The organism is Bacillus seohaeanensis (genome assembly GCF_042684945.1).
Classification (GTDB): Bacteria; Bacillota; Bacilli; order Bacillales; family Bacillaceae_B; genus Rossellomorea; species Rossellomorea seohaeanensis.
In genome coordinates, this window is the sequence record NZ_JBHUMF010000012.1 from 102,963 (window position 1) to 129,641 (window position 26,679).

General features: G+C 36.6%; 31 protein-coding genes. 22 read left to right on the top strand and 9 right to left on the bottom strand.

The window, feature by feature from the left end:
• Positions 1-40: 40 nt before the first annotated feature.
• From ACFSUL_RS05210 to ACFSUL_RS05220, 3 genes are all read left to right on the top strand, one after another.
• The gene (locus tag ACFSUL_RS05210; RefSeq protein ID WP_377933341.1) at positions 41-493 is read left to right on the top strand and encodes a DUF2269 family protein; all 453 of its coding nucleotides are present in this window, start codon (positions 41-43) and stop codon (positions 491-493) included.
• A gap of 225 nt (positions 494-718) precedes the next feature.
• The gene (locus tag ACFSUL_RS05215) at positions 719-1,492 is read left to right on the top strand and encodes a 2-keto-4-pentenoate hydratase (RefSeq protein ID WP_377933343.1); all 774 of its coding nucleotides are present in this window, start codon (positions 719-721) and stop codon (positions 1,490-1,492) included.
• A 257-nt stretch (positions 1,493-1,749) separates the two neighbouring features.
• Entirely contained in the window at positions 1,750-2,256 is a 507-nt protein-coding gene (locus ACFSUL_RS05220) for a DoxX family membrane protein (protein WP_377933345.1), read from the top strand.
• Between the two features lie 194 nt (positions 2,257-2,450).
• Here the strand turns inward: ACFSUL_RS05220 and ACFSUL_RS05225 are convergent, their stop codons facing one another.
• Positions 2,451-2,645 (bottom strand): YfhD family protein, encoded by a 195-nt coding sequence (locus ACFSUL_RS05225; RefSeq protein WP_071413462.1) that lies wholly within the window; start codon positions 2,643-2,645, stop codon positions 2,451-2,453.
• 102 nt (positions 2,646-2,747) lie between these two features.
• Positions 2,748-2,870 (bottom strand): YfhE family protein, encoded by a 123-nt coding sequence (locus ACFSUL_RS05230; RefSeq protein WP_084778644.1) that lies wholly within the window; start codon positions 2,868-2,870, stop codon positions 2,748-2,750.
• A gap of 168 nt (positions 2,871-3,038) precedes the next feature.
• Between ACFSUL_RS05230 and recX the strand changes: the two genes are divergently transcribed.
• Positions 3,039-3,842, top strand: coding sequence for a recombination regulator RecX (recX, locus tag ACFSUL_RS05235; RefSeq protein ID WP_377933348.1), 804 nt, complete (start codon positions 3,039-3,041; stop codon positions 3,840-3,842).
• Positions 3,843-3,866: 24 nt separating this feature from the next.
• Here recX and ACFSUL_RS05240 read toward each other — a convergent pair whose 3' ends face one another.
• Positions 3,867-4,544: an SDR family NAD(P)-dependent oxidoreductase gene (locus ACFSUL_RS05240; protein WP_377933350.1), complete on the bottom strand. Its 678-nt coding sequence runs from the start codon at positions 4,542-4,544 to the stop codon at positions 3,867-3,869.
• A gap of 77 nt (positions 4,545-4,621) precedes the next feature.
• On the opposite strand from ACFSUL_RS05240, the gene ACFSUL_RS05245 reads away from it, so the two are divergent.
• The gene (locus tag ACFSUL_RS05245) at positions 4,622-4,948 is read left to right on the top strand and encodes a YfhH family protein (protein ID WP_377933352.1); all 327 of its coding nucleotides are present in this window, start codon (positions 4,622-4,624) and stop codon (positions 4,946-4,948) included.
• Between the two features lie 232 nt (positions 4,949-5,180).
• Here ACFSUL_RS05245 and ACFSUL_RS05250 read toward each other — a convergent pair whose 3' ends face one another.
• The gene (locus tag ACFSUL_RS05250; protein WP_377933354.1) at positions 5,181-5,345 is read right to left on the bottom strand and encodes a small, acid-soluble spore protein K; all 165 of its coding nucleotides are present in this window, start codon (positions 5,343-5,345) and stop codon (positions 5,181-5,183) included.
• 149 nt (positions 5,346-5,494) lie between these two features.
• On the opposite strand from ACFSUL_RS05250, the gene ACFSUL_RS05255 reads away from it, so the two are divergent.
• A complete protein-coding gene (locus ACFSUL_RS05255; protein WP_377933356.1) occupies positions 5,495-5,764 on the top strand; it encodes a YfhJ family protein in 270 nt (89 codons plus the stop codon).
• A gap of 97 nt (positions 5,765-5,861) precedes the next feature.
• Here the strand turns inward: ACFSUL_RS05255 and ACFSUL_RS05260 are convergent, their stop codons facing one another.
• Positions 5,862-6,842, bottom strand: coding sequence for a metal-dependent hydrolase (locus ACFSUL_RS05260; protein ID WP_377933358.1), 981 nt, complete (start codon positions 6,840-6,842; stop codon positions 5,862-5,864).
• A 356-nt stretch (positions 6,843-7,198) separates the two neighbouring features.
• On the opposite strand from ACFSUL_RS05260, the gene mutY reads away from it, so the two are divergent.
• On the top strand, positions 7,199-8,302 hold the full coding sequence (mutY, locus tag ACFSUL_RS05265; protein ID WP_377933360.1) for an A/G-specific adenine glycosylase: 1,104 nt from the start codon (positions 7,199-7,201) through the stop codon (positions 8,300-8,302).
• 48 nt (positions 8,303-8,350) lie between these two features.
• On the opposite strand, the gene ACFSUL_RS05270 is transcribed toward mutY, so the two are convergent.
• Positions 8,351-8,575: a hypothetical protein gene (locus ACFSUL_RS05270; RefSeq protein ID WP_377933362.1), complete on the bottom strand. Its 225-nt coding sequence runs from the start codon at positions 8,573-8,575 to the stop codon at positions 8,351-8,353.
• Between the two features lie 108 nt (positions 8,576-8,683).
• Here ACFSUL_RS05270 and fabL point away from each other — a divergent pair, with 108 nt between their 5' ends.
• The 10 genes from fabL to nikC all read left to right on the top strand — a co-directional run bounded on the left by fabL (position 8,684) and on the right by nikC (position 19,283).
• Positions 8,684-9,427 carry an enoyl-[acyl-carrier-protein] reductase FabL gene (gene fabL / locus ACFSUL_RS05275; RefSeq protein ID WP_377933364.1) on the top strand — a complete coding sequence of 248 codons (744 nt, stop codon included), beginning with the start codon at positions 8,684-8,686 and terminating at the stop codon, positions 9,425-9,427.
• A gap of 71 nt (positions 9,428-9,498) precedes the next feature.
• A complete protein-coding gene (locus ACFSUL_RS05280) occupies positions 9,499-9,705 on the top strand; it encodes a gamma-type small acid-soluble spore protein (protein WP_071413473.1) in 207 nt (68 codons plus the stop codon).
• 357 nt (positions 9,706-10,062) lie between these two features.
• Positions 10,063-10,314: a YgaB family protein gene (locus ACFSUL_RS05285; protein WP_377933366.1), complete on the top strand. Its 252-nt coding sequence runs from the start codon at positions 10,063-10,065 to the stop codon at positions 10,312-10,314.
• 251 nt (positions 10,315-10,565) lie between these two features.
• Positions 10,566-11,096 (top strand): nucleoside tri-diphosphate phosphatase, encoded by a 531-nt coding sequence (gene ntdP, locus ACFSUL_RS05290; RefSeq protein WP_071413476.1) that lies wholly within the window; start codon positions 10,566-10,568, stop codon positions 11,094-11,096.
• Positions 11,097-11,515: 419 nt separating this feature from the next.
• Entirely contained in the window at positions 11,516-13,264 is a 1,749-nt protein-coding gene (locus tag ACFSUL_RS05295; RefSeq protein ID WP_377933368.1) for an ABC transporter ATP-binding protein, read from the top strand.
• Positions 13,265-13,571: 307 nt separating this feature from the next.
• Complete coding sequence (locus ACFSUL_RS05300; protein WP_377933370.1) at positions 13,572-14,642, top strand: ABC transporter ATP-binding protein; 1,071 nt, start codon at positions 13,572-13,574, stop codon at positions 14,640-14,642.
• Positions 14,617-15,582, top strand: coding sequence for an ABC transporter ATP-binding protein (locus ACFSUL_RS05305; RefSeq protein ID WP_377933372.1), 966 nt, complete (start codon positions 14,617-14,619; stop codon positions 15,580-15,582). Before ACFSUL_RS05300 ends, ACFSUL_RS05305 begins: the two co-directional genes overlap by 26 nt.
• Before the next feature lie 44 nt (positions 15,583-15,626).
• Complete coding sequence (locus ACFSUL_RS05310; RefSeq protein WP_377933374.1) at positions 15,627-17,249, top strand: ABC transporter substrate-binding protein; 1,623 nt, start codon at positions 15,627-15,629, stop codon at positions 17,247-17,249.
• Between the two features lie 105 nt (positions 17,250-17,354).
• Positions 17,355-18,359, top strand: coding sequence for an ABC transporter permease (locus ACFSUL_RS05315; RefSeq protein WP_071413480.1), 1,005 nt, complete (start codon positions 17,355-17,357; stop codon positions 18,357-18,359).
• A gap of 84 nt (positions 18,360-18,443) precedes the next feature.
• The gene (gene nikC, locus ACFSUL_RS05320; RefSeq protein WP_377933400.1) at positions 18,444-19,283 is read left to right on the top strand and encodes a nickel transporter permease; all 840 of its coding nucleotides are present in this window, start codon (positions 18,444-18,446) and stop codon (positions 19,281-19,283) included.
• Between the two features lie 112 nt (positions 19,284-19,395).
• Here the strand turns inward: nikC and ACFSUL_RS05325 are convergent, their stop codons facing one another.
• Both ACFSUL_RS05325 and ACFSUL_RS05330 read right to left on the bottom strand, forming a co-directional pair.
• Positions 19,396-20,478: an FUSC family protein gene (locus tag ACFSUL_RS05325; protein WP_377933377.1), complete on the bottom strand. Its 1,083-nt coding sequence runs from the start codon at positions 20,476-20,478 to the stop codon at positions 19,396-19,398.
• Between the two features lie 698 nt (positions 20,479-21,176).
• Entirely contained in the window at positions 21,177-22,463 is a 1,287-nt protein-coding gene (locus tag ACFSUL_RS05330) for a glutamate-1-semialdehyde 2,1-aminomutase (RefSeq protein ID WP_377933379.1), read from the bottom strand.
• Positions 22,464-22,704: 241 nt separating this feature from the next.
• On the opposite strand from ACFSUL_RS05330, the gene ACFSUL_RS05335 reads away from it, so the two are divergent.
• The 4 genes from ACFSUL_RS05335 to perR all read left to right on the top strand — a co-directional run bounded on the left by ACFSUL_RS05335 (position 22,705) and on the right by perR (position 25,018).
• Positions 22,705-23,109: an ion channel gene (locus ACFSUL_RS05335; protein ID WP_377933381.1), complete on the top strand. Its 405-nt coding sequence runs from the start codon at positions 22,705-22,707 to the stop codon at positions 23,107-23,109.
• A gap of 95 nt (positions 23,110-23,204) precedes the next feature.
• Entirely contained in the window at positions 23,205-23,675 is a 471-nt protein-coding gene (bcp, locus tag ACFSUL_RS05340) for a thioredoxin-dependent thiol peroxidase (RefSeq protein WP_377933383.1), read from the top strand.
• Between the two features lie 259 nt (positions 23,676-23,934).
• Positions 23,935-24,483, top strand: a complete 549-nt coding sequence (locus tag ACFSUL_RS05345) for a cob(I)yrinic acid a,c-diamide adenosyltransferase (protein ID WP_377933385.1) — start codon at positions 23,935-23,937, stop codon at positions 24,481-24,483.
• 94 nt (positions 24,484-24,577) lie between these two features.
• Complete coding sequence (perR, locus tag ACFSUL_RS05350; RefSeq protein WP_071413487.1) at positions 24,578-25,018, top strand: peroxide-responsive transcriptional repressor PerR; 441 nt, start codon at positions 24,578-24,580, stop codon at positions 25,016-25,018.
• A gap of 34 nt (positions 25,019-25,052) precedes the next feature.
• Here the strand turns inward: perR and ACFSUL_RS05355 are convergent, their stop codons facing one another.
• Positions 25,053-25,406: a YgzB family protein gene (locus ACFSUL_RS05355; RefSeq protein WP_377933388.1), complete on the bottom strand. Its 354-nt coding sequence runs from the start codon at positions 25,404-25,406 to the stop codon at positions 25,053-25,055.
• A 152-nt stretch (positions 25,407-25,558) separates the two neighbouring features.
• On the opposite strand from ACFSUL_RS05355, the gene ACFSUL_RS05360 reads away from it, so the two are divergent.
• Positions 25,559-26,431: a nucleotidyltransferase-like protein gene (locus ACFSUL_RS05360; RefSeq protein ID WP_377933390.1), complete on the top strand. Its 873-nt coding sequence runs from the start codon at positions 25,559-25,561 to the stop codon at positions 26,429-26,431.
• Positions 26,432-26,679: the final 248 nt, after the last annotated feature.

Below are 26,679 nucleotides of genomic sequence, written 5' to 3' on the forward strand. Positions count from 1 at the left end.
AAAGGGAGTAAGGGGTATTAAAAAACAAGGGGGGATGAGGATGACTGTATATGGAGCATTAGTTCTGATCCACGTAATCGCAGCAGTAGTGGGATTAGGACCAACATTTATTTTTCCAATAATAGGAAAATTCGCAAAAACAAAAGAACAGTTAAAATGGTCAAATGAGTTAATGGAAAAAATTGAAAAGCCTGTAAAGATTGGCAGTATAGCTTTACTGGTAACAGGTTTAATTATGGGGGTTATTAATCCAAACCTATTTAAAGAGGGGTGGTATATCACTTCTATTATTCTTTATATAGTAGCTCAAGTATTAGTAATAGGAGTAGCTGCTAAACAGACAAAAGAATCCGTACAAATACTTGAGAATGCAACAGGAAATGCAATACCAACAGAAGTAGTAGAAATTAATAAAAAAGCAGATAAAGCTCTCGCCACAGCAAGTGCAATTGCTATTATAATGATTTTTTTGATGTCCGTAAAACCATTTTAGGGAGTATGCTACCCGTTTCTAACATCTAATTTCAGGTAAAAAAGATCCCCCAACTCTGTAGGAGCTAGGGGGATCTTTTTTACACTTCCAATTTACAAACTAATTAGTTAGATATTCTGTCATTTTGTAGCCAATTGCAGGGAATGAACATATAGTTGTCGAATTATTTGCTAAAGGAAAGAATTATCGTTTCACTTTATTTATACATAGAAAGGATGCATCAGTATGACAACGAAAACGCAGGATATAGTGACAACGTTACTAGATACATACAAGAAGAAGAGTCCGCTATCTTGTATAGAAACAGCTGGTTTTTCGACAGAAGCTGCTTTTTATGAAGTCCAAGATGAATTTATTCAAAGAAAAATTGAGGGTACTCACGAAGATATCAAAGGTTATAAGATTAGCTTAACGAATAAAGGCTTGCAGGAAATTTTCCATACAGACTCTCCTATATATGGAACATTAACGGATAATACAGTAGTAAATGGTGTTATACATAAAAAAGAACTATTTTCCCCGTTATTGGAAACGGAACTAATGTTCATGGTTACAGAGGATATTTCACCATTTGCAGATGTGTCGGAAATTATTGAAAAGACATTGATTGCTCCTGGTCTTGAAATCCCAGATAGTCGGATAAAAGATTGGTTCCCGAAGCTATCCATTGGAGAGTTAATTATGGATAATGCGGTTACTGGTAAAGTAGTAGTAGGTGAGCCTATTAAAATAGATTCAAAGAGTACGTTAGAAGATATTTCTGTCACGCTTTATCATAATGATAAACAAGTTGTTAGTGGACAATCTAATTTTGTTTTAGATAATCCTATCAATGCTGTTGAATGGCTTAATAATAAGTTATCTACACAAGGAAGCGTTCTGAGAAAGGGAATGATTATATCCTCGGGTACATTTATTAGCCCTATTCCATTAGAATTGGGTACTTATCGTGCAGTTTTTGCTCATTTTGGTGAAGTAAAGTTGGATGTGGAGGAGTAAGCAATATAATGCGCATCTGCTGCCTCTGATGGTAGATGCGTATTTTTTTGAGAAAGAGGAGATAAAAGGATGTGACAAAAATATGACAGCTGCAAAAACCTATTGCGCTATATTGAAAAAAGTAGTACATTAAGAGTGTAAAGAATATGTGAAATAATTCACAAACATAAAAGATGATCATTATTAATAAAGGAATTTATTTTTTTACCTAAACTTGTGAAATATTTCACAATTAAAACAAAAGGAGTGGAGCCATTATGAAATGGTGGGAAAATCCAAAAGTTAGTGTAGTCTGGACAGTAGTAAGAGTTTGGTTAGGTTTACAGTGGATAGAAGGTGGCTGGCATAAAATTAACGATGGTTTTGATGCAAGCGGATTTCTACAAGGTGCATTAGCAAAAGCAGGTGGAGATCATCCTGCCGTTCAAGGCTGGTATGCAGGTTTCCTTGAAGGTTTCGCTGTACCGAATATCGAATTGTTTAATGTTCTTGTCCCTTGGGGAGAATTTTTGGTGGGTGTTGGACTTATTACAGGGTTAGCAACAATCCCAGCTTTAATCGCCGGAGCATTTATGAACTTGAACTTCTTAATGGCAGGAACAGTCAGCACAAATCCAATTCTTTTTACAGCAGCAATCATCCTGTTATTCGCAGGCAAGGGAGCTTATAACTATGGAGGAGACCGTTGGCTTATCCCTTATATGAAAGGTCACTTCTTTAAAAATAAACATAAACACGAACCTAAAAAAGCTGTAGTATACTAATGAAAAATCGGCCTGGGAGGAAATCCCGGCCGATTTTTGTTTATCCCGCATTAACGGGTAGTAAGACCCCCACCTCAAGGCTTAAGGAAACCGGAGAAGCGTAGGTGGGGGGGCAAACTACCCGTAAACGCCCGATTGGTTCAACTAACAATCAGTGTGGATGAAAGAAAACCCCCACTGATTGAAGTTTCACTTTATTTACCTTGATTACTTTGTACACTTTGTCTTTGGTTAGCAGCGTTTGCACGTGCTTGCGCTTCCATATCAGCTTGGTCTGCGAGTTCGCGTGAGAATTCTTCATCTACTCCGTCAGACTTTAACTGTTTAGGTGTTTGAGGTAAGTTTTTTGTGTTTTTATCTCGATTTTTATGTCCGTGGTTTCTACCCATTGTTTAAAACCCCTTCCGTCATTAAAAGGTAAGAAGCCTTTAGTAAGGGCTTCCTATCTTATCATGTGATGAAAAGTGTTTTTTTAGTTAGGTAGTTTTTTACTATTTGTTATTTTTTTGCGTGTATCCACCAGCACGATCTGCTGCTTTAAATTCTCTTGCATATGTCACTTCCTGCATACTAGATAATACAGATTTTGTTTTGTCTTTCTTATTTTTTGGCATAGTATGTACATCCCTTCTCTGAAAAATTTTAGAAAGTTTATTTTAGTTTTTCCTTCTATAGAAAGGAACATACATAATTTCTGCTTAATCTTTTTATTTGTTATATAATTTACTTATTAATAAAATCAGTAACAAATGGAGAGTTTGATGAAAACGAGGTGAAAAAACATGGGGGAAATAACCAAAATAACCAAACAGGTAAAAAATGATGAAAGATACAATATTTTTATGGACGGTAAATACGCCTTTAGCGTGGATGAGTCAGTGCTTGCACAATTTCAACTTCGTAAAGGATTGGAATTAGATGAATTAATGATGTCAGAGCTTCAATATAAGGATGAAGCAAAAAAGGCATTTAATAAAGCACTGCATTTTCTTTCTTATCGAATGCGGACGGAAAAAGAAATACGCAATCATTTAAAGGAAGCAGAGTTAGACGACAGTCTAATCCAAGAAGTTATTCATAAATTAAGCGAATACAAATATATCAATGATAAGGAATTTGCAGAAGCTTTTGTTCAAACTCAATTGAACACTTCTGACAAAGGACCACAATGGATTAAAGGGGAACTAGCTAAAAAGGGTGTCGATGAGTTACTAGTAGAAAATGCGTTAACCTCTTTTACAACGGAGCTTCAAGTTGATAAGGGTGTGGCTATCGCTCAGAAGCTTCTTCACAAATACCGCAAAGATTCTTTAGTGCAAGCAAAACAAAAGATAAACCAGAATCTTCTTAGGAAAGGGTATACCTCTTCGATAAATAAAATAGTGTGGGAAGCCATTGAAACGGATAGGAGTACAGACGAACAATGGGAAGCGCTCACCCATCAAGGAATGAAAGTGCATAAACGCCTGCAATCCAAATTTTCAGGGATACAGTATGAACAAAAAATGAAGCAAACACTTTATCGAAAAGGATTCTCTCTTGAAAAAATTGATGCATTTCTTGAGAAATTAAAAAATGAAGAGTAGGGGAGGAAGTCAATCCCCCATTCTTCATTTTTTTGACTCAATAACAATTTCATTTTCTGTTTCATATTGATTGATGATAATTTCCGCAATTTCACTAGGTGATCGGAGTTTTTCTGGATTTCCTACGTGGTCTGATTTGTCCCAGAAAGGTGTATTCATTCCGCCCATAAAGGCGTTTATAAATCTTGGTGGAGTTCCTTCAAACTCTTTCTGTAAACTCTCCCCCCAGCCTCTAAAAGCAAACTTAGATGCAACATATAATGATTCATGTTTTTTCCCTCTAAGTCCCGCAGTAGAAATAATGTTAAGTACAGCACTCTTCTTATGTTTTCGTAAACTTGGCAGCAGTTCTTTCGTTAATCGAATTGGACCGAAGACATTTGTAGAAAACATTTCTTCCATCTCTTGATCCGTCGACTCCGTAAAAGATCCAAAATAACCAACCCCAGCATTGTTAACAAGAAGTTCTATTTTAAAACGATCACTGACTTCTTTAGCAACCTTCTGTATTGTTTCATAGGAAAGTAAATCGAGTGAATGAAATGTTGCTTCCCCACCATTTGACTTAATTTCTAGAGCTGTATTCTTAAGATTTTGTTCTGTTCTTCCTAGCAAATGAACGTGATAACCTTTTTTACTTAATAAAACGGCAAGTTCTTTTCCTAATCCAGAACCACCGCCAGTAATAACTGCTGTATTCAATGTAACTCCATCCCTTCAAAATAATTTCTTTGCATATTGTACCATTTTCACTATACTTAAAATAATGAGGTGATACGATGGAACAAGAAAAAAGATATAGTGAATTGTCTGAATATGAATTGAAACAAGAAATTGCCGAATTAAAAGAAAAAGCTAGAAAAGCAGAGCAACTTGGTATTGTGAATGAATTCGCAGTATTAGAGCGAAAAACAATTATGGCAAGGGCTTATTTAATGAATCCTGATGACTTTAAGGCTGGAGAAATATATGGAATTGAAAGCGATCCAGGAGTATATTTTAAAATTGATTATATGAATGGTATTTTTGCTTGGGGATATCGATTAGGTGGAGATGGCAAGGAAGAAGCGTTGCCTATTTCGCTGCTAACTCTGGCGAAAAAATAAGAAAAAAGAGCTGACTTGGCCAAGGTCAGCTCCAAATATGAAACAAAAGATTTACGTTACGAACGCTTATCAGTCTGGCGTTCGAGAATGACTAGATCTTGAGTTATGTCCATTTATTTGAAATGTGAATGCTTTGACTTAAAGAATGCCAGAATAAATGGACTTTTATATCTGTTAGTAGAAAGTTACGTTTCCCCACCATTACAATCCCTTAAAAGCAAAGTCGTGTTCATTAAAGAGAATCTGACTCGCGTTGTCCGGAGGCCTGCATACGTTCTGCAGGATGTGTATTGATGGTGCCGTCTGCTCGTTTAGAAGCATATTCTGCTTTTGCTCTTGGTTCACCTTCAAGTTTGTTATTATTTTGATTTGGGAAGCCTCTTTCTTTATTACGCATAATCTGCCTCCTAAAGGGTATTTTCTAACTAACATGATCGTGAAAAGGCAAAGGGAATACTAAGCTTTTTCACGTACTAATAGTATGGTACAATCAGTTATTCGTTATCAACAGACAACAAATTTAAAATATGGGAATGAGGGGATTTCATGGATAAAACCTTTGAAGTACTGACGGACCTACTTTTACAAAAAAATGAAAATCTTTCTTATAAAAGAGCTAGAACATGGGTTGAACTGCTATGGGAAGATTTTGAAGCAACTTATGCAAAAGCGGGGTACGAATATAAAGGAAAGCAAATGACAGAAAAAATTGTACGGCAATGGATTGAAAACTATGGAGAAAGAATACATGAATTTGCAGCAAGGAATGAGAAATATAAACATTTGCTTAATACCGACGGAGATCTTTATCATTAAAAAGGAATGACCTAATTAGTTGGTCATTCCTTTTTAATGTATTCGAGTTAAATGCGTTTAGCTCGAGCGAGTTACTCAAGCTGCACCTACTTTTAGTTTAATCAGGTATTATCTCCAATTTCTTCCGGAGAGCTTCTTCACTAAAAATCCAACCTGTGTACGAGCTAACAATGTTATGTTCGGAGTCGAGTTGTACTATTGCTACAAATGGATAGTGTCCGTTGCTTCGGTATCGTAAATCAATGAATTTTACTTCATAATGTTCTTCATATTCCTTGATTTCCCATCGATAAACAGGGGAGAAGGAAAGAAAAGCCGCTAAGTTTTTGTCTTTTTTTGCTTCCTCTATCATGGGAAGACTTGGTACCTTTATACGTTTATATTTATCAAAAATCGCGATGGAGTTTTTGTAGGCACGTGCAACATAAAAATGTTCTTTTGTTATGACTGCGAGCCGCCATTGGAAAAATCGTATCGTTGGAGAAATGATAATTTTCTCGGCATCTGGTATTTTTCGTCTAACAGCAGACTTCACCGCTCTTTGCGTTAAAACGCGGAGAAGATAATAGCAGACGAGAATGGCATAAATAACTAAAAACGTATACCCAGGATCAAAACCAATTCCCCATAGAATAAGCCCAATAACATGTAAACCAAAGATGATAGGGTCAAATGTATTAATAATTCCCAATGCGACCCATTTTGATGAGATTGGTCTAATAGCTTGTGTACCGTATGCATTAAAAATATCGACAAATACATGGAGGAAAACAGCTAGGAATGTCCATATCCATAAGTGAAATAGATTTGCTTCCGGGTAAAAAGGATAAAGGCACGCCAAAATTACTAATGGCCATAACAATACAGCCGGTATTGAATGAGTCGCTCCCCGATGATTACGGATATAAACTGCATTGTTTTTAAGCTTAAGAATTGTATCGATATCAGGAATTTGAGAGCCGATAATTGCTGCAATTAAAACACTTTGTGATGTGGCTGTAGTTTCCGCAACAACCGGGTCGAGTGTCGCTAACCCACCTAAAGCAAAACCCATCACAACATGGGTACCTGTGTCCAAGTTACATTTCCTCCTTTCTAGCTTATATTAGTGTCATTTTTTTGAACACGCGATGGATAAAAAAACGAGCTACTTATTGAAAAAAATCAGCTTTATCCTATATTTTTATAAAATAAAATATTCTTAAAAGCTGGATAGTATACGATGGTTCACTATACAATCATACTGCGTTCTAGAGGTTTTTTAATGCTGAAAAAAACAATTGTGTATTTCTTCTTCTCATCTATTATTTGGAAAGTTGGAAAATTTATTTAGAGTTTAGTAAAAGAAATTTATGTGCATTGGTAAAAAAACAAAGTTATAGTAGATATATTCCCTATTTTACAGAAGTTCTAACATTTTGGAGGTACAAAAGTTTGAAAGAAGTATTAAAAAATATAGATGAAGTTAATATAAATGATTTTCAGCGTGATTTACTCGCTTGGTTCTCTGCAGAGCAGAGGGATTTGCCGTGGAGAAAGGACAGGGACCCCTATAAAGTGTGGGTTTCTGAAATTATGTTGCAACAAACAAAGGTAGATACTGTTATTCCTTATTTTAATCGTTTTATAGAAAAGTTTCCAACGATAGAAGCTCTGGCTACGGCTGATGAGGAGGATGTATTAAAAGCATGGGAAGGGCTAGGTTATTATTCACGTGCCCGTAACCTTCAGTCAGCTGTTCAAGAAGTAAAGGCTAAGTATGACGGGAAAGTTCCAGACTCTCCAAAAGAAATTTCTAGCTTAAAGGGTGTTGGGCCCTATACGTCAGGAGCAATATTAAGTATTGCTTATGGAATTCCAGAACCTGCAGTTGATGGAAACGTTATGAGAGTGTTATCAAGAATTCTCTCTATATGGATAGATATTGCTAAACCTTCATCAAGAAAAGTGTTTGAAGAAGCGGTTAGAAAATTAATTAGTCATGAAAATCCATCCTTTTTTAACCAAGCTTTAATGGAATTAGGGGCAATAATATGTACACCAACATCTCCTTCCTGTCTGCTATGCCCTGTTAGAGAGCATTGTCACGGCTTCCATGAAGGTGTTCAAGCAGAACTACCTGTGAAAACCAAAAAGAAATCTACTCGAATTGTTAAGATGAGTGCTGTTGTTTTGTTTACAGAAGACAATAAGGTCGTTATTCATAAGCGTCCAGAAGAAGGGTTATTAGCAAACTTATGGGAGTTTCCTAATACAGAAGTTGTTGATCTTCAAAGTCCTAGAAAACAACTTGAACAGTATATTGAAAAAGAGTATCGTATGAAAGTAGCTATTAACCCAGGAGTAATTACTACTATCCGCCATGTTTTTTCTCATTTAACTTGGGAAATTGAAGTATACACAGGAAAACTTCTTCATACGAAAAAAAAGCTTCCGCGTTTGGAAATAGTTACAGATGAAGAATTGAGTAAGTATGCTTTTCCGGTTTCACATCAAAAAATTTGGAAAACGGTAGTAGCAGAAAAAACAGAAAGTTAAAGGTAGGAAAAGGGGATAGCTATAAATAGCTGTCCCCCTACATTAAAATCAATCATAAATAGTTTTTGTACCGTGTGTGTAATCGGCCTCAGCTCGTGTTAAACCACCGCGGTTCTCAATTTCTTCCACAATTTCTCTATGGATCGTTTGTCCTTCTGCATTTAGATAAGGGACCATTTGCTGAAGAGAGTGATGGAAAAAAGCGAGTTCACTTTTTTCCCATTGGTTTTTAGGGATCATTGATAGTTCCGTCATGTCTCGACCAACATACATAATATATTTACCTCCAAAAAATGTTTAAACTCTAATGTTAGTTTAACTTTTCCTTGTTGTATTATGCTTCAAATATTATGATGAACAGTGATAGAAAGGATGAAAAACATGAATCAAAAAGTAGCATTAGTAACTGGCAGTAGCCGTGGAGTAGGTAAAGCAATAGCAATTGAATTAGCAAAAAAAGGATACGATATCGTTGTTAACTATGCTCGTAGTAAAAAAGCTGCTTTAGAAACAGCAGAAGAAATTGAAAAACTCGGAAGAAAAGCTCTAGTTGTTCGAGCAAATGTCGGTGATGTAGAAAAAATAAAAACAATGTTTGAAAAAATAAACGAAGAATTCGGAAGGCTAGATGTTTTTATAAGCAATGCAGCCTCTGGTGTATTAAGACCAGTGATGGAATTAGAAGAGACGCATTGGGACTGGACAATGAATATTAATAGTAAAGCATTGCTTTTCTGTGCCCAAGAAGCAGCGAAACTAATGGAGGACGGTGGAAAAATCGTTAGCATTAGTTCATTAGGCTCGATTCGTTATTTAGATAATTATACCACTGTAGGAGTGTCAAAAGCAGCGGTAGAAGCATTGACACGCTATTTAGCAGTTGAATTGGCACCAAGAAATATTGTCGTGAATGCTGTATCAGGCGGTGCCGTCGATACGGAAGCGTTGAAGCATTTTCCAAATCGCGAAGAATTGTTAGAGGATGCGAGAAGAAACACACCTGCAGGAAGAATGGTAGAGATTGACGATTTAGTTAAATCAGTAATGTTTTTAGTGTCTGACGATTCCTCGATGATTAGAGGACAAACGATTATTGTTGATGGAGGACGCTCGCTTTTAGTTTAAAAAATTTCTTTAATTTTTTTGGATAATTACTTTTACGCCTGGACACATTAATAGGCGTGGAGGTGATTACAATGGCTAAACAACCAAACAAAACTTCGTCTGGTACTAACGTACAACATGTGAAACAACAAAATGCACAATCTGCTCAAGGTCAAGGTCAAGCTCAACAACAATTCGGTACTGAGTTTGCTTCCGAGACTAATGCACAAGAAGTAAGAAAACAAAACCAACAATCAGCAGCTCGTAAAGCTAAAAATTCAGGCGGTCAACAACAATAATTGACCTAAAAAAGCACCCACTTTTGGGTGCTTTTTTATTTTATGGCAGCAGGACGAACCGAATAATTATCTTGTTTCCAGGTTAATCAATAGATAGTTCCAAAGTTTAAGACGCTAGGGATGGAAAGTAATTGGAGATATAAAGACATACCTAGCTGAATTCCTACTATGAAAGTATTTCTAATTAGACAGCTAGGCTGCAAAATTATCAATTCGTAGGTACCTTGAGTATTTCAGCAAAGCCACTCTGGATTCAAGCGACAAAAGTGGTAAGGATTTGACAGAAGTAGTCAAAGGGAATGGAGGTAGTATTGTGGAATTTGTGGGAGAAGTGATAATAGGAGTTGATAATAAGTAATGATGGAGTTTAATCAGTTAGTGGCGGATCAGGTAAAAACAATGGATAAGTTATTGTTCCTAGAATCAGAAATTGAAAGATGTCAAAAGCTTGAAGCAGAATTAGCTGAGTTGCAACAGTTGACTGAAGTTCAATCAGTAACAATAGAAATAAACCAAATGAAAGAGGAGCTAAAGGCTATTCAAAGTGTTTTCCAAGAACAGACTGAACAGATAGTATTGACTTATCAACAAGAGAAATTATCGGTTTAATATAATCCTGAAAAAGCTTGTCGGGTCTGCCCAACCCGCCTTCGCTTTTATTGTCTAGCTCCAGCAGTTACCCCCTCGAGGTCATAAGACGAGCACCCTACAAAGGCAAAAGGTGCCTTTCCAAGATGCTCGTCTTATGCTTGTCAGGGCTAACCAAATCGCTTTCGCTTTTAAAATTTATATGGAAACGTTATAATAATAAAATAGACTTATTCGTACTAGTGCAATTTGCAAGGAAAGAAGGGGAGACGATGGCGGTTCCCAAAGAAGGGCAATCTTTACAAATACATAGCTATAAGCATGATGGGAAGATTCACCGTGTGTGGGATGAAACGACAGTTTTAAAAGGAACAAAGAATCTCGTTATTGGCGGAAATGACCGGACGATGGTGACAGAATCTGACGGCCGTACTTGGATTACAAGAGAACCAGCTATCTGTTACTTTCATGCAGAGCTCTGGTTTAATATTATTTGTATGATTCGGGAAGATGGAATTTACTATTACTGTAACCTTAGTTCGCCATTTGTTTACGACCAAGAGGCACTGAAATATATTGACTATGATCTCGATATTAAAGTATTTCCTGATATGACCTATAATTTGTTGGACGAGGATGAATATGAAGCACATCGCAAACTTTATGGCTATCCGGATGTTATCGACCATATTTTAAAAAGAAACGTCGATAAGCTTGTCCGCTGGATCAGACAGCGAAAAGGACCATTTGCTCCAGACTTTATCGATGTATGGTATGAAAGATATTTGATGCATCGTGGGTGACAGATTTAATTAGGCTCACCGTACGAGTAAAGATTATGACCTGTTGGTATATTTCAACAGGTTTTTTTATGCTTTTAAGTAATGGCTGCTTTCTAAACTGTTGTTGTTTTTTACAACAGTTGAAAATAAAGAGTGGGTTAGAGTGGAAAGCAACGGTTCGGTGTCTACAAATAACAAGCTTCGCGAAAGTAGTCTAAATAATTGGTAGTTCTCTTTATTGAAAAGTTCACAAGCTTAATTAATTTAGTATTTCAGTTAATTGCTTTAATATAGACAGAGTAGGAAAAAATACATATTAAATGGTTTAAACCGTCTGTATTTTTATGTGAAGAGTTGTCGGAGATTCGACAGTTGTTTTCTCGGACTTTTTAAACACCTTCTAATATAATTAATTTTCACCTAAGAAAGGAGTGTACTAGTTGGGCGTTATTAATAGATACATGCATTTTGTAAAGCCATATAAATGGAAAATCATCGGGACGCTTATTATTGGGATTGTAAAGTTCGCAATTCCACTTCTTATTCCTGTTCTAATTAAATACGTAATCGATGATATTGTTGGCAATGAGGCATTATCATCGGCTGAAAAGACGTCAGAGCTAATGATGGTAATGGGGATAATGATTGTTATTTTCCTTATAGTTCGCCCTCCTGTTGAATATTATAGACAGTATTTTGCACAGTGGACAGCTAGTAAAATATTATATGATTTACGGGATAAGTTGTTCAGTCATATTCAAAAGCTAAGCTTCAAATATTACTCCAATACAAGAGCAGGAGAAATAATTTCGAGAGTAATCAATGACGTGGAGCAAACGAAAAATTTTGTTGTTACCGGGTTAATGAATTTATGGATAGATGCTGCCACAATTATAATAGCCCTAACTATAATGTTTACGATGGACTTCTCGCTTACCATTGTTTCATTAGTTGCTTTTCCATTTTATGCATTTTCCGTGAAATACTTTTTTGGACGTTTAAGAGGGTTGACTCGTGAACGATCACAGGCATTAGCGGAAGTACAAAGTTACTTGCATGAGCGGGTGCAGGGGATGGCTGTTATTAAGAGTTTTGCTGTAGAAGACCATGAACAAAAGCAATTTGAAGGACAGAATACTAACTTTTTAAATAAAGCATTAAAGCATACAAGCTGGAATGCAAAAGCCTTTGCCGTTGTAAATACGATCACAGATATTTCTCCTTTAATTGTGATAGGCTATGCAGGTTATCAAGTTATTCAAGGAGATTTAACTATTGGTACAATGGCTGCCTTCATTGCCTATATAGATAGGCTTTACGGTCCACTAAGAAGACTTGTGAACTCGTCGACAACGTTAACACAGTCCATTGCATCAATGGACCGCGTTTTTGAATTGATGGATGAAAAATACGATGTGGATGATGAACCTGGAGCAATTCCTTGTGAAAATGTAAAGGGACATTTGGAATTTAAAAATGTATCTTTTCAATATGAAGAGGAAGAAGAGAATGTTTTAAAAAATATTAACTTAGATATTAGACAGGGAGAAACGGTTGCCCTTGTAGGAATGAGCGGGGGAGGAAAATCGTCTCTCGTAGGATTGATACCAAGGTTTTATGATGTTACAGACGGAGAAATATTGCTAGACGGGGTAAATATCCGAAATTATTATGTTAGAAGTTTACGTGATAAAATTGGAATGGTATTGCAGGATAACATTCTCTTTAGTGAATCAGTAAAAATGAATATATTATTCGGTAAACCTAATGCTTCTGACGAAGAAGTAATTGCAGCTGCAAAAGCAGCGAATGCACATGAGTTTATCCTTAATCTTCCGAATGGATACGATACAAAAGTAGGGGAAAGAGGAGTGAAGCTTTCAGGAGGACAAAAGCAAAGAGTTGCAATCGCAAGGGTGTTTCTGAAAAACCCTCCTTTACTAGTTTTAGATGAAGCAACTTCAGCTCTTGACCTAGAGAGTGAGCACCTTATTCAGGAAGCATTAGAAATTCTAGCAAAAGATAGAACGACATTTATTGTAGCCCATCGACTCTCCACGATTACGCATGCAGATCGAATTATTTTAATGGAGCATGGAGAAATTGTAGAAATGGGTACACATGAAGAATTGATGAAAAAACAAGAACATTATTACAAACTGTTCCAAGTTCAACAATTAGATCAATAAATAATTTATCGTGATGTTTTTTGAGATTAATTCTCTCAAAAAACCATCACGATTTTTTTATTTTAAAATAATTTAGGTCTTTTGTCTCGATGTACGGAGGTATTGATAGGGAAAGGGACGGTTCCATTGCCCACAAGCAACAAGCTTTACGAAAACGATCTTCATGAAGGCGGGATTCTTCCTGCCAACAATAAACTTTCTTTTGTATGTTGCAACTATTATCACATTATGTATAATAGATTACAAAGAGATTTCAGAAATTAATGACATTTTAGAAAAGTTAGATACTTACAAAGGGGGGACACCTATGGAACAAAGTAAACCTCTGTTAAGGGTAGAGAATTTAAAAACTTCTTTCTTTACAGATGATGGTGAAATACCTGCAGTTGATGGAGTGAACTTTCATGTGAATCAAGGGGAAGTACTTGGTGTTGTAGGTGAAAGTGGCTGCGGAAAAAGTGTCACATCACTATCTATAATGGGGCTCGTACCTAGTCCACCAGGGAAAATAGTAGACGGGAAAATCCTTTATAAAGAGGAGGATCTAACGAAGGCTTCAGAAAAGAGAATGAGAGAAATTCGGGGAAATGACATAGCGATGATTTTCCAAGAGCCAATGACATCTTTAAACCCAGTCTTTACAATAGGTGACCAATTAACGGAAGCTATAAAAATACATAATAAAATTAGTAAAAAAGAAGCAAATAAAAGAGCGGTAGAAATTATGCAAATGGTTGGTCTGCCTAGAGCAGAAGAACTTTTAAAAGAATATCCGCATCAGTTATCGGGCGGAATGAGACAAAGAGTTATGATTGCAATGGCAATGGTTTGCGATCCACAAGTGCTGATTGCTGATGAACCGACGACGGCACTAGATGTAACAATTCAGGCACAAATTTTAAAACTAATGAAAAAGCTTAATACAGAATTGAATACAGCGGTGTTACTAATTACCCATGATCTAGGGGTTGTAGCAGAAACATGTGAGAGAGTAGTAGTTATGTATTCAGGTAAAGTAGTAGAAGAAGGCAGCGTAGAGGAAATATTTAAAAACCCCCAGCACCCATACACAAAGGGGCTGATTTCGTCTGTACCAGATATGCGTTCAAAAAAACAAAGGTTGTACTCTATTCCAGGTAATGTTCCAAAGCCTGGTTCCATTAGAGTAGGATGTAGATTTGCCGCGCGGTGTGAGCATGCTTTTGATCGCTGTTTAATTGAAACTCCTGAATTATACGAAACATCCACCGGACATTGTACGAGATGTTTTCTATACGACGGGTCACAACATAAGAGTGGAAATAGCTCATCAAAAAAAGATGCAATGTTCCATGAGGCAGAGGAGGCAGCTTATGACAGAGACGTTGCTGAAAGTTGATAATCTTAAAAAACATTTTCCAATTACGGGTGGGATTCTTGGCCGACCTGTCGGGTATGTTAAGGCGGTAGATGGCGTTTCTTTTTCTGTTAAAAAAGGAGAAACATTAGGGATAGTAGGAGAGAGTGGATGCGGGAAATCTACTACGGGCAGAATGCTGATGAGGTTAATCGATCCAAGTGAGGGCTCTGTGACATTTGAGGACAATGAACTTACTAATCTATCAACTAGTGATATGCGAAAAATCCGCCGTGATATGCAAATGGTGTTTCAGGACCCTTTCGCTTCGTTAAACCCAAGGCATACTGTTGAGAAAATTTTAGAAGAGCCGCTGAAGGTTCATGGAATGGGTTCTGCAAAAGAAAGGAAAGAGCGCGTTCATGAATTATTAAATATCGTCGGTTTAAGTAGCTATCATGCGAAACGCTATCCTCACCAATTTAGTGGAGGGCAACGCCAAAGAATTGGGATCGCAAGAGCTTTGATGACGAAACCGAAGCTTATTATTGCAGATGAACCTGTATCAGCTCTTGATGTTTCCATTCAATCACAAGTATTGAATTTGATGCAGGATTTACAAAAAGAGTTTCAGTTAACCTATATTTTCATTGCTCATGATCTAAGTGTTGTGAGACATATAAGTGATCGAGTCGGGGTCATGTACTTAGGGAAAATGGTTGAACTGAGTGAAAGTGAAAACATCTATGATAATCCTCTTCATCCCTATACACAGGCGTTACTTTCAGCTGTGCCAATTCCAGATCCATCATTTGAAAGAGAGACGATTTTATTACAAGGTGATATTCCAAGTCCATCAAATCCACCAAAAGGGTGTTCTTTTCATACTAGGTGTCCACACGCAACTGACGTTTGCAAACAACAGGTGCCAGAGTTTAAAGAACATCAATCAGGTCATTATGTCGCTTGTCACCTTTATTAGGGTGCAAGTCTCATATATATATAAGCTAACAGGAGGGGATTTCTTTGAGAAAGAAAGGCTGGTCAATTGCTTTACTACTAATTTTGCTTGTTTCCTCAGTTCTTTACGGTTGTGGGTCTGAGTCATCAAGCGGTGACAGTGAAGGGGGAAGCGACAGCGGTAGCGACGATCCAAAAGTATTAATCTTTGGTCGTGGTGGAGACTCTGTCGCACTTGATCCAATTACTGTAACGGATGGAGAATCGTTTAAAGTCACAAAGAATATTTTTGAAACGCTTGTTAACTTTGGTCAACAGGACACAGAAGTTAATCCAGGATTAGCGGAAGAATGGGAAGTATCTGAAGATGGATTAACGTATACGTTTAATCTACGTCAAGGAGTGAAATTCCAAGACGGTACTGATTTTAATGCAGATGCTGTTGTAAAGAACTTTGATCGTTGGATGAATGGTTCGGATGATAAATTCCCGTACTATGCTTCCATGTTTGGCGGCTTCAAAGGAGAAGAAGGTCATGTTATCAAAGAAGTAAAAGCAGTGGACGAGAGTACAGTTGAAATTACCTTAAAGCGTCCTCAAGCACCTTTCTTGAAAAACTTAGCAATGAGCCCGTTTGGTATTGCTAGCCCAAAAGCTATTGATGAATTAGGCGATAAATTAGGAGAAGCTCCTACTGATGCAGGTACGGGACCATTCAAATTCGTAGAATGGAAACGTAACGACAAAGTTGTTTTAGAAAAAAATGAAAATTATTGGCAAGAGGATCTTCCGAAGCTTGACCAAGTAATTTTTAAATCAATTCCAGAAAACTCTGCTCGATTAAATGCACTTATTTCCGGTGAAATTGACTTAGCAGATGGAATTGCTCCAACTGATGCAGCACAAGTAGAATCAACGGATGGTATTCAAATATTTGAACGTCCATCAATGAACGTAGGGTACCTTGGATTAACATCAACAAGAGAACCATTTGATGACCCTAAAGTACGTCAAGCAGTAAACTATGCAGTTGACAAACAAGCAATTGTTGACGCATTCTTCGAAGGTAGAGCAGAAGTAGCGAAAAATCCAATGCCACCAGTTATTGCTGGCTACAATGATGAAATTGAAGGTTATGAATTTAATCCAGAAAAGGCAAAAGAACTATTAGCGGAAGCGGGACTAGAAGATGGCTTTGAAATGGAACTATGGGCAATGCCTGTACCGCGTCCATATATGCCAGATGGTCAAAAGGTAGCGGAAGCAATTCAATCTAACTTGGCAGACGTTGGAATTAAAGCGGAAATCGTTTCTTACGAATGGGCAACGTACTTAGAAAAAGCTAAAAATGGAGAAGCGGATGCATTTTTGCTTGGTTGGACAGGTGATAATGGGGACGCAGACAACTTCCTTTACGTGCTCCTAGATGAAGATAATATTGGAAGCAACAACTATTCTTATTACAGCAATGACAAGGTTCATGACTTGTTAATCGAAGCACAAACAGAAGTAGATGAAGAAAAGCGTAAAGAGCTGTATAAAGAAGCTCAGGCGATCATTCATGAGGATGCTCCATGGGTTCCATTAGCTCACTCTACACCATTATTAGCAGGTAAATCGAACATCAAAAATTTCTTCCCACATCCAACTGGATCAGATTTGCTTAGTGGGGTAGATATCGAGCAATAAAAAATAAAGAAAGAAGGGGAGATTTCTCAGATTTCTCCCCTTTGTACATAAAAAAGGCAAACAATTTTTTGTAGAAAAACTTTCTGTAAATGAGAGGTGAATGAGATGTTTCAATACACCATAAGGAGATTGTTACAACTGATCCCCGTATTACTTGGAATGACAATCATTGTTTTTGGTATTATCCATGCTATTCCAGGTGATCCGGCACAAGTGATTTTAGGACAGCAAGCCTCAAAGGAAGCGGTAGAAGCATTAAGAAGTCAATTGGGATTGGACAACCCTTGGTTTGTTCAATATATCGATTACCTGAAAGGATTGTTCCAAGGAGATCTAGGAGAATCAATTCGTACGAAAACTGCTGTTGAAGATGAAATCTGGCCTTATCTTGCTGCAACATTTGAACTGGCTATTGTTGCCATTATTATTGCAGTGTTTATCGGAGTGAATGCCGGTATTATAAGTGCTTGGTTTCAAAACTCTTGGTTTGACTATACCGCAATGATATTGGCTTTAGTAGGGGTTTCTATGCCAATATTCTGGCTTGGGTTAATGGAACAGTGGATTTTTGGAATTCAACTAGATATGTTACCGACAACAGGTAGGGAGAATATTCGAAATCCTGTCGAGGCCATTACTCACCTTTATATTGTAGACACAATTATCCAAGGTCGTTTTGACCAACTTGGTGAAGTTTTAAAACACCTTATCTTACCGGGTATTGCATTGGCAACGATCCCAATGGCGATAATTGCCAGAATGACAAGATCAAGTATGCTTGAAGTAATGCGATCTGACTATGTTAGGACTGCACGCTCAAAAGGGCTTAGAATGTTTTGGGTTGTTTATAAACATTCCTTCAAAAATGCAATAATTCCTGTTTTAACTGTTATCGGATTACAGATGGGACTACTATTAGGTGGAGCAATTTTAACGGAAACAATTTTCGGTTGGCCTGGAATTGGTCGTTATATTTATGAAGCTATTGGTTTCCGTGATTATCCTGTTATACAATCAGGGATCCTAGTAGTGGCTATCATATTTGTAGCAATTAATTTAATTGTTGACCTATTATACGCGGCTGTTGATCCGAGAATTAAATATAATTAAACATCACAAAGAAATGGGGTGAATGATGTGCCAGAACTTTCAACTCAACCGACAGAAGTAAATCATGCCTTAAAAGATGAAACAATTTCACCTTGGAAAGATGCGTGGAATAATTTCAGGAAAAATAAAACAGCACTAGTTGGTTTGTGTATTGTTTTATTTTTCATCCTGTTAGCAATTTTTTCTCCTATTATTGCTCCTCAAGGAATTAATGAACAGGACTTATCAAAACGGCTACAAGCTCCTTCAGCGGATCATTGGTTTGGAACGGATGACTTTGGAAGGGATATTTTGTCGAGGGTTATCCACGGGGCAAGAATATCCTTATGGGTAGGCTTTTTCGCTGTAGTAGGTTCAGCGACAGTCGGTAGTTTACTTGGAATTATCGCAGGCTATTATGGACGATGGGTAGATACAATCATTTCTCGTATGTTTGATATTATGCTTGCATTTCCTAGTATATTATTGGCAATTGCAGTAGTAGCTGCCTTAGGACCGTCATTAAGAAATGCCTTAATTGCTATTGCAATCATCAATATTCCGAACTTCGGTAGACTTATCAGGTCAAGAGTGCTAAGTGTCAAACAAGAAGAATATGTTATGGCTGCAAGAGCCATTGGTATGAGTGACATGCGGATTCTTTTTAGTCATGTATTACCGAACAGTATGGCACCGATTATCGTCCAAGGAACGTTGGCGATTGCAACAGCAATTATTGAAGCAGCTGCTCTCGGTTTTCTCGGTTTGGGCGCACAACCTCCGGAACCTGAGTGGGGAAAGATGCTTTCTGATGCAAGAACATTTATGCTACAGGCACCTTGGACAATGATATTCCCAGGTCTTGCGATTATGCTTACTGTTTTAGGGTTTAACTTAATGGGGGATGGAATGCGCGATGCACTTGACCCTAAAATGAAAAATTAAAACCGTCAAGGATCTATGTTTTCTAATAGATCCTTGACGGTTTTTTTATAGGTGTTTTTCTTACAATTGATGTTCTTTATAGGGGAAGAAGTATTATTTTTGAATAGATTATTCACTCTTCCTCTTCTTCTATATCTACTTCGTTATCTTCTGTGTGGTAGGACTGAAAACTAGTAATCAATGTTTCTAGATGTCCTAGTTGCTCATCATATTCAAAAATAGCAGAAAAGATGTGTAACAAATGGAAGGTGTGTATATTGTCTTCTGTATTTTGTGTTTGAATTTCTTTTATCATAAAGTTCATTAGTTCTTTGCGATAAATATTAACTTCATTTTGTACTTCTGATTCTGTTTGAGAATGCATTTTTCCAATAAATCTTAGTAATAATTGTTCATGATAGGTGAGTAAACAATCTAGTTGTTCTTTCATTACATTCTTAACATCCTCAGGTAATTGAGATAATTCATTTTCATATCTATTAAGCCTTTTTAAAATTTCTAGGCTACGATAAGTTACAGAAATCATCTGTCGATACACAACGAGTTTACGTGCTTTGACGACACTATTAGCTTTGAAATAGTCTCGTTCTTCCTTATATAGTAAATAGATTTGATCAACTTTTATTAACTTTTCTTTCAGTTTTTCCAAATCACTTTTTAATAAGTGAAATTCAGAAGCGTGTCTTGTACTTAATCGAATCCACTTTAAAATATCTTCTGTTGCGTCTGACATACGATGATATAATTTTGTTTCGTATTTAGGAGGTAAGAAAATAAGATTAATTAAAAATGAAGAGAAAACTCCGATCATTATAGTTGCAAATCTGATAAAAGCATACTGTATAAATAAATCATGAGACACTTCCATAATTGCAATCATTGTTACAAGAGCAAGACCAATTGTTTTTTCTAATTTGAATTTTAAAATTAATGAAATGGCTATAATAGCAGCTAATCCAACGACAAGTATATTGCTTCCAAATAAAAGTACAAATAATACGGCAATGACTGCTCCAATTAAATTTCCTTGAATTTGTTCAATAATAGACAAATAAGACCGATAAATTGTGGGCTGTACCGCAAATACAGCTGCAATTCCAGCAAAGACAGGGGATGGAAGCCCCAATAATTCTGTAACAAATAATGCGAGGACAATCGCAATTCCCGTTTTAAAGATGCGGGCACCAAGCTTCATGGAAAATAAATTCCTTTCTGTGTTTATTTAGAGATTTGTGAAACACCCAATTGACTAACTGCTGTTTTACTAAATATTACGGAACTCCTCTCCATTCGTTTTAAGGACAAAGGGAGTAACCATTACTGTTAGTTATTTATCCCGCATTAACGGGCAGTAAGGCCTCCACCTCAAGGCTTAAGAGAATCAGAGAAGCGTAGGTGGAGGGGGAACTGCCCGTAAACGCTCGATTGGTGAGATAAAGTGAAACTTACCGAAGCTTTAGTTGAACTAACCGGGTTCATACTGTTGGTTAAGTATCCACTGACAAGCGGAACTTTACCGACAGTAGAACGGACTAATAATCAGTGGGGGATAGAAGCCCCCCACTGATTGAAGTTTCACTTTATTGATAAACAATAGTGTACTATACATTTATCAATAAACAATATCAATAGGTAATTATCCATATATTTCACCTTTTTTTTACTGTTTTTAAAGATGGACTTAAAAGTAAAATGCTAGGTAACTCTACGACAATATATAGTACCTCATAACGTAAATAAGTACCATATAGTAATTTTCTAGAATCAGTTTGTATTTACAGAAACGGAAACGAGGATTAAATAGTGGGGGGGGAGTGTGACTATTTTAAGAATAGGGATTAAAAAGAACAGACTCAGAAACGAAGTCTGTTCTTTTGTATAGTCTACCCGTTTTTAGAGTTTTGAAAAGGCATAATCGACAGCTGCAAGAGTTTCATCAATATCTTGCTCTGTATGAGCAGTTGTTAAAAACCATGCCTCATATTTAGATGGAGCTAAATTGATTCCTTTATTCAACATTAATTTGAAAAACTTAGCGAATATTTCTCCATCTGTTGCTTCTGCTTGGTCATAATTTTCAACTTTTTCATTTGTGAAGTATAAAGTTAACGCACCTTTCAATCGATTAATAGAAATTGGCGTATTGTACTTCTCAGCTGCCTTGATAATTCCTTTTTCTAATTTTTCTCCAAGCTTATCTAGCTGGTCGTAGACACCGTCTTGTTGTAGTACCTCTAAGCAAGCTATTCCAGATAAGATGGAAGCAGGGTTTCCTGCCATTGTACCAGCTTGGTAGGCAGGCCCTAAAGGTGCGACTGTTTCCATAATTTCTTTTTTACCACCATAAGCACCTATTGGAAGTCCGCCACCGATAATTTTTCCGAGTGCTGTTAAATCGGGTTTAATATCTAATAAATCTTGAGCTCCACCGTACATGAAACGGAAAGCGGTAATAACTTCATCATAAATTACTAAAGAACCTGCTTCATGTGCAATATCATTTACACTTTGAAGAAAACCTTCTTTCGGTTCCACAATTCCAAAGTTACCAACGATAGGTTCCACTAGAACAGCGGCAATCTCATCTCCCCACTTTTCCATTGCTTCTTTAAAAGGTTCGATATCATTAAATGGAACAGTTATTACTTCTTGAGCAATACTTTTAGGGACACCTGCTGAATCGGGAGTTCCTAAAGTTGATGGCCCTGAACCGGCAGCTACTAAGACAAGGTCGGAATGGCCATGGTAACATCCAGCAAATTTGATTACTTTATCGCGGCCAGTATAGGCGCGGGCTACCCGGATTGTTGTCATTACTGCTTCTGTACCTGAGTTAACAAAGCGTACTTTCTCAAGGGCTGGCATTGCTTCTTTAATCATTGTCGCAAATTTAACTTCATGTCTTGTTGGGGTTCCGTATAGCACACCGTTTTCTGCTGCTTTTGTTATTGCTTCCGTAATATGAGGGTGTGCATGTCCTGTAATAATAGGACCGTAAGCAGCTAAATAATCGATATATTGGTTTCCGTCAACATCCCAGAAGTAAGCACCGCTGCCTCGTTCCATTGCAACAGGAGATCCGCCGCCAACAGCTTTGTATGATCTTGAAGGGCTGTTTACCCCGCCGACAATATGCTCAAGTGCTTCTTTATGTATTGCTTCTGATTCTGTGAATTTCATTATAATCCTCCGTCTCCATTTTAAATATAAACCGATTAAAAATATCGGATTTAAATAGTATTCATACTTTCCTATTGTAGTACGGAGTTTTTCAAAGGGCAATAATGATGGGTTGCGTAATGTACCTTTTAAGTATGAAGCGGCAAGGTTTAAATAGGGTCAGCATAAAAAAACGATAACATTTATCAATAATATTCAGCGTATGAATAAGTAGACAGGCTTGAGGAAGGGTGGTTCCTTAGTGTTATATATATTAAGTATTCTTATCATTTTTTGTATGCTAATGAGTTTAAGGGCATTATTTTATCCTTCAAGATGGAAAGAACGGCTTGTTTCGTTTCAAAATTTCCTGTTTTTAGGTATGTGTTTTGCCACTATTACGTTAGGGTTTGGGCTGTTGTATACGCTCTTTGAATTAGAAGGAATCCCTATACTTATGGAAAACGGAAAACATGTTTCAGGTGATTTTTTTGACTATATTTTTACTACTATGTATTTTAGTGGTATTACTTTATTTAGTGTCGGTTATGGGGATGTAACTCCTGTTGGGGTTGGAAGAGGAGTAGCATTAATTGAATCATGGTTAGGTTTTACAATCCCGGCTGCCTTTGTTGTCAAATCGGTTCTGACCTATGAAAAGAAGTAGGGAGCCTTTAGGTTTGAGTTCACCTACTTTTTTCGTTACGCTAATATCAAATATGTTTCACCATAGTAACTAACTTTTTAATTGGAGGAATAGAAATGGCAATAGAAATTGGAAACAAAGCACCTCAATTTGAACTTTTAGCGAATAATGGAGAACAGGTTAAACTTTCTGATTATGAAGGGAAAAATGTTGTACTTTATTTTTATCCAAAAGATATGACTCCAGGATGTACGACGGAAGCTTGTGATTTTCGTGACCAGCATGAGAGTTTTGCGGAATTGGATGCAGTGATATTAGGGGTTAGCCCGGATCCTGTTGATAGACATAAAAAGTTTATAGATAAGCATGGTCTTCCATTTTTACTATTGGCAGATGAAGATCATAAAGTAGCAGAAGCATATGGTGTATGGAAATTGAAGAAAAACTTTGGGAAGGAATATATGGGAATTGAACGTTCGACTTTCATTATTGATAAAAATGGAAATTTAGTTAAGGAATGGAGAAAGGTGAAAGTAAAGGGGCATGTAGAAGAGGCACTACAATACATTAAAGACAACCTTTCTTAGAAAAGATAAGGCCTATTTTAACGTTGTAAAGGCTATTGTCCATTCCATTTTTGTAAATATACATAAGGTAAAGTAGGGCATACCTCCTCATATAAGTCTCGTTTTACAGGATCGGCATTGGTCGGTCCTCTTTTTTATCTTGAAAGCTAAAAATAAAAAAAGTTTTCTACTTAATAGAACAAAAATATTTAAACAGAATGCATCTACATATATTAATAAGGAAGAATGAATATGTTTGATTTAGAGAGGGGCTATTAAGTTGAAAATTTATACAAAAACAGGGGACAAAGGCACAACGTCACTTATATACGGTAATAGAGTATCAAAGGCAGATAAAAGGGTAGAAGCATATGGTACATGTGATGAAGCCAATTCAATAATCGGGCTAGCATTAAGCTATCTAAAATCGGAGTATTATGAAGAAAAAGAAAGTCTTGAAGCATTCTTTCATAAAGTGCAGACGATTCTGTTTCATGTTGGAGCTGAATTGGCCACACCTTCAGGAAAGAAAGTGAAATGGAAGTTGGAGGAGGGTAACATCAAAGAACTTGAAGAGCAAATTGATGTACTAGATGGAACATTAGTACCGTTGAAAAATTTTATTTTACCAGGAGGTCATCCTGCTGGAGCTGCGCTTCATTCTGCAAGAACAATCGTAAGGCGAGCGGAAAGGGAGGCAGTTAGCTTGGGTGACGAAATAAACCCCCTAGTTCTTTCTTATTTAAACCGTTTATCTGATTTCCTTTTCGTTGCCGCAAGATACATTAACCAACAGTTAGGTGAAAAGGAAAAGAATTTACATGAGTGATAGGGAGGAATTATTGACAAACTAGGAGTTTCGCTAGTACACTATTTATAAAGATTATAAAGTAATAATTCTTATGGAAAAGAGGTGCATGGCGATGTCAGAAGTACAATTAAAAGAGGCAATTTCGACGCTTAAAGAAACAGGAGTCCGTATAACTCCACAACGTCATGCGATTTTAGAATTTTTAATTGCATCCATGGCTCACCCTACTGCAGATGATATTTACAAAGCACTTGAAGGAAAATTCCCGAATATGAGTGTAGCAACAGTTTATAATAATTTACGTGTTTTTCGTGAGGTTGGATTAGTTAAAGAATTACCATATGGTGATTCGTCTAGCCGTTTTGATTTTGTTACATCAGACCATTATCATGTTATTTGTGACGACTGCGGAAAAATAGTGGACTTTCACTATCCTGGACTTGACGAAGTGGAACAATTAGCTTCCCACGTAACAGGATTTAAAGTAAGTAATCACCGAATGGAGATATACGGAACTTGCGCTGATTGCGCTAATCAAAAAGAAACTCATTAAAAAAAGAATGGTTCAACATCGAACCATTCTTTTTTTAATTCTGTTTCTTCTTATTATAATTTTCATCAAACTCTTTGCCTTCAAGAGATGGGTCCAGGGTTAACGGTTCATTGCAATACATACACATATCAACACGACCGAGAACCTTGGTAACTTTCCCACAACCCGGACAAGTAACCTGTACAGCTTTGGTTGATAACATTCCAATCCAAAAGTATACAACAGTACTTGCGATAATCCCTAGAAATCCTAAAAGAATAAATGTAGTCATAATAATTGGACTCTCTCTAAAGAAAATCCCTACATACATAATGATAATTCCAATAAAAATTAAGCTAAGTGCAAACGTTCGAATTTTGTTTATTTTATTTGAATATTTTTTGGCCATGATTGTCCCTCCTAAAAAAATACTATATCATATTTAAAGTAAAGTTAGGAATGAAAAGTGGTTTGTCGAAAAATGACTACAATGTTGGAAGGAAATTTGCTATAAACGTCGAAATAGTTTAGCAACCGATAAGTTAGATGGAGGAATTAGTTATGGAGGATATTTTACGTCCCATATATCAGGAGAGAACGAGTCATCCTAATACATTAGGTGTCTTATTAATTGACCATAATGAGAAATCAAGCCCTATTACGGATACATTTGATATTGTTTTATTCCTTATTGTAAAAGAAGCGGAAGAGCCAGTTTATGTTAAGCACTATACGTACAAAGAACATAAGGCGGCATTGCATATAGTTACAGAAGCAAAACTAAGAGAATGGATTTTGCTTGGCTCAAATCGGAAAATAATAGATTGGTTATTTAGTGGAAAGGTTTTATTTGACCGGAACGAATATGTGCAAAATCTCAAACTAGAACTAAGAGATTTTCCGTTTTACGGAAGAAAAATCAAAATGGGATTAGAGTTTGCAAAATTAATTCGTCGCTATGTAGATGGAAAAGATTTTTTTGAAAGTAAACATTATCTAGATGCTTATAATCATATAGTGCATTCTTTGCATCACTTAGCGAGACTTTCTGTAATCGAAAATGGGTTTCATCCAGAAGTAACGGTTTGGAGTCAAGTTAAGCAGATAGAGCCGGAAATTTATAAATTATATGAAGAGTTAGTTACAAGTGAAGAAAATTTAGAAAAGAGATTGGAACTTCTGTTTTTAGCAAGTGAGTTTCTAATTCATTCTAAAACTGCAATAGCATCAGAGCACCTAACGAGTATTGTAGAACAAAAAGAACAATGGAGCTTTCAAGAGCTTTCCAACCACGAAGAAATTCAGTATTATTCAGTTGATCTAAGTATGTTAATTGAGTTCTTAACGGAAAAAGGATTGATTGAGATTGTTGATAAAGAGACTAAAGGACAAGGTATTTATCATCGTTATTACCGGGTTCCAAAAAAATTATAGCAAAATATTAATTTTGTATTGACGCAATCCAATATACTTGGTATAGTAATAAACGTCGCTGCTGAACGATGTTATTAACCGGTCAGTGGCGACCATAAAAAACTTTCGAAAAAAGTTGTTGACAAACAATTTGATGAAGTGTTATGATATAAAAGTCGCTGAAAACAAGCGAGGAACACATTGAACTTTGAAAACTGAACAAAGCAAAACGTCAACGTTAATTCAAGTTTTATTTTAAAAGAGCTAAT

What these genes read in the sequence shown, in the direction of transcription:
- ACFSUL_RS05280 (WP_071413473.1), top strand. Translation starts at nt 9,499, where the DNA reads ATGGCTAAACAACCAAACAAAACTTCGTCTGGTACTAACGTACAACAT.
- ACFSUL_RS05255 (WP_377933356.1), top strand. Translation starts at nt 5,495, where the DNA reads ATGGATAAAACCTTTGAAGTACTGACGGACCTACTTTTACAAAAAAAT.
- ACFSUL_RS05250 (WP_377933354.1), bottom strand. Translation starts at nt 5,345, where the DNA reads ATGCGTAATAAAGAAAGAGGCTTCCCAAATCAAAATAATAACAAACTT.
- ACFSUL_RS05220 (WP_377933345.1), top strand. Translation starts at nt 1,750, where the DNA reads ATGAAATGGTGGGAAAATCCAAAAGTTAGTGTAGTCTGGACAGTAGTA.
- ntdP (WP_071413476.1), top strand. Translation starts at nt 10,566, where the DNA reads ATGGCGGTTCCCAAAGAAGGGCAATCTTTACAAATACATAGCTATAAG.
- ACFSUL_RS05285 (WP_377933366.1), top strand. Translation starts at nt 10,063, where the DNA reads ATGATGGAGTTTAATCAGTTAGTGGCGGATCAGGTAAAAACAATGGAT.
- ACFSUL_RS05270 (WP_377933362.1), bottom strand. Translation starts at nt 8,575, where the DNA reads ATGTATGTTGGTCGAGACATGACGGAACTATCAATGATCCCTAAAAAC.
- bcp (WP_377933383.1), top strand. Translation starts at nt 23,205, where the DNA reads ATGGCAATAGAAATTGGAAACAAAGCACCTCAATTTGAACTTTTAGCG.
- ACFSUL_RS05360 (WP_377933390.1), top strand. Translation starts at nt 25,559, where the DNA reads ATGGAGGATATTTTACGTCCCATATATCAGGAGAGAACGAGTCATCCT.
- ACFSUL_RS05300 (WP_377933370.1), top strand. Translation starts at nt 13,572, where the DNA reads ATGGAACAAAGTAAACCTCTGTTAAGGGTAGAGAATTTAAAAACTTCT.
- perR (WP_071413487.1), top strand. Translation starts at nt 24,578, where the DNA reads ATGTCAGAAGTACAATTAAAAGAGGCAATTTCGACGCTTAAAGAAACA.
- ACFSUL_RS05225 (WP_071413462.1), bottom strand. Translation starts at nt 2,645, where the DNA reads ATGGGTAGAAACCACGGACATAAAAATCGAGATAAAAACACAAAAAAC.
- ACFSUL_RS05305 (WP_377933372.1), top strand. Translation starts at nt 14,617, where the DNA reads ATGACAGAGACGTTGCTGAAAGTTGATAATCTTAAAAAACATTTTCCA.
- ACFSUL_RS05330 (WP_377933379.1), bottom strand. Translation starts at nt 22,463, where the DNA reads ATGAAATTCACAGAATCAGAAGCAATACATAAAGAAGCACTTGAGCAT.
- ACFSUL_RS05325 (WP_377933377.1), bottom strand. Translation starts at nt 20,478, where the DNA reads ATGAAGCTTGGTGCCCGCATCTTTAAAACGGGAATTGCGATTGTCCTC.
- ACFSUL_RS05355 (WP_377933388.1), bottom strand. Translation starts at nt 25,406, where the DNA reads ATGGCCAAAAAATATTCAAATAAAATAAACAAAATTCGAACGTTTGCA.
- fabL (WP_377933364.1), top strand. Translation starts at nt 8,684, where the DNA reads ATGAATCAAAAAGTAGCATTAGTAACTGGCAGTAGCCGTGGAGTAGGT.
- ACFSUL_RS05230 (WP_084778644.1), bottom strand. Translation starts at nt 2,870, where the DNA reads ATGCCAAAAAATAAGAAAGACAAAACAAAATCTGTATTATCTAGTATG.
- ACFSUL_RS05315 (WP_071413480.1), top strand. Translation starts at nt 17,355, where the DNA reads ATGTTTCAATACACCATAAGGAGATTGTTACAACTGATCCCCGTATTA.
- ACFSUL_RS05245 (WP_377933352.1), top strand. Translation starts at nt 4,622, where the DNA reads ATGGAACAAGAAAAAAGATATAGTGAATTGTCTGAATATGAATTGAAA.
- recX (WP_377933348.1), top strand. Translation starts at nt 3,039, where the DNA reads ATGGGGGAAATAACCAAAATAACCAAACAGGTAAAAAATGATGAAAGA.
- ACFSUL_RS05215 (WP_377933343.1), top strand. Translation starts at nt 719, where the DNA reads ATGACAACGAAAACGCAGGATATAGTGACAACGTTACTAGATACATAC.
- ACFSUL_RS05210 (WP_377933341.1), top strand. Translation starts at nt 41, where the DNA reads ATGACTGTATATGGAGCATTAGTTCTGATCCACGTAATCGCAGCAGTA.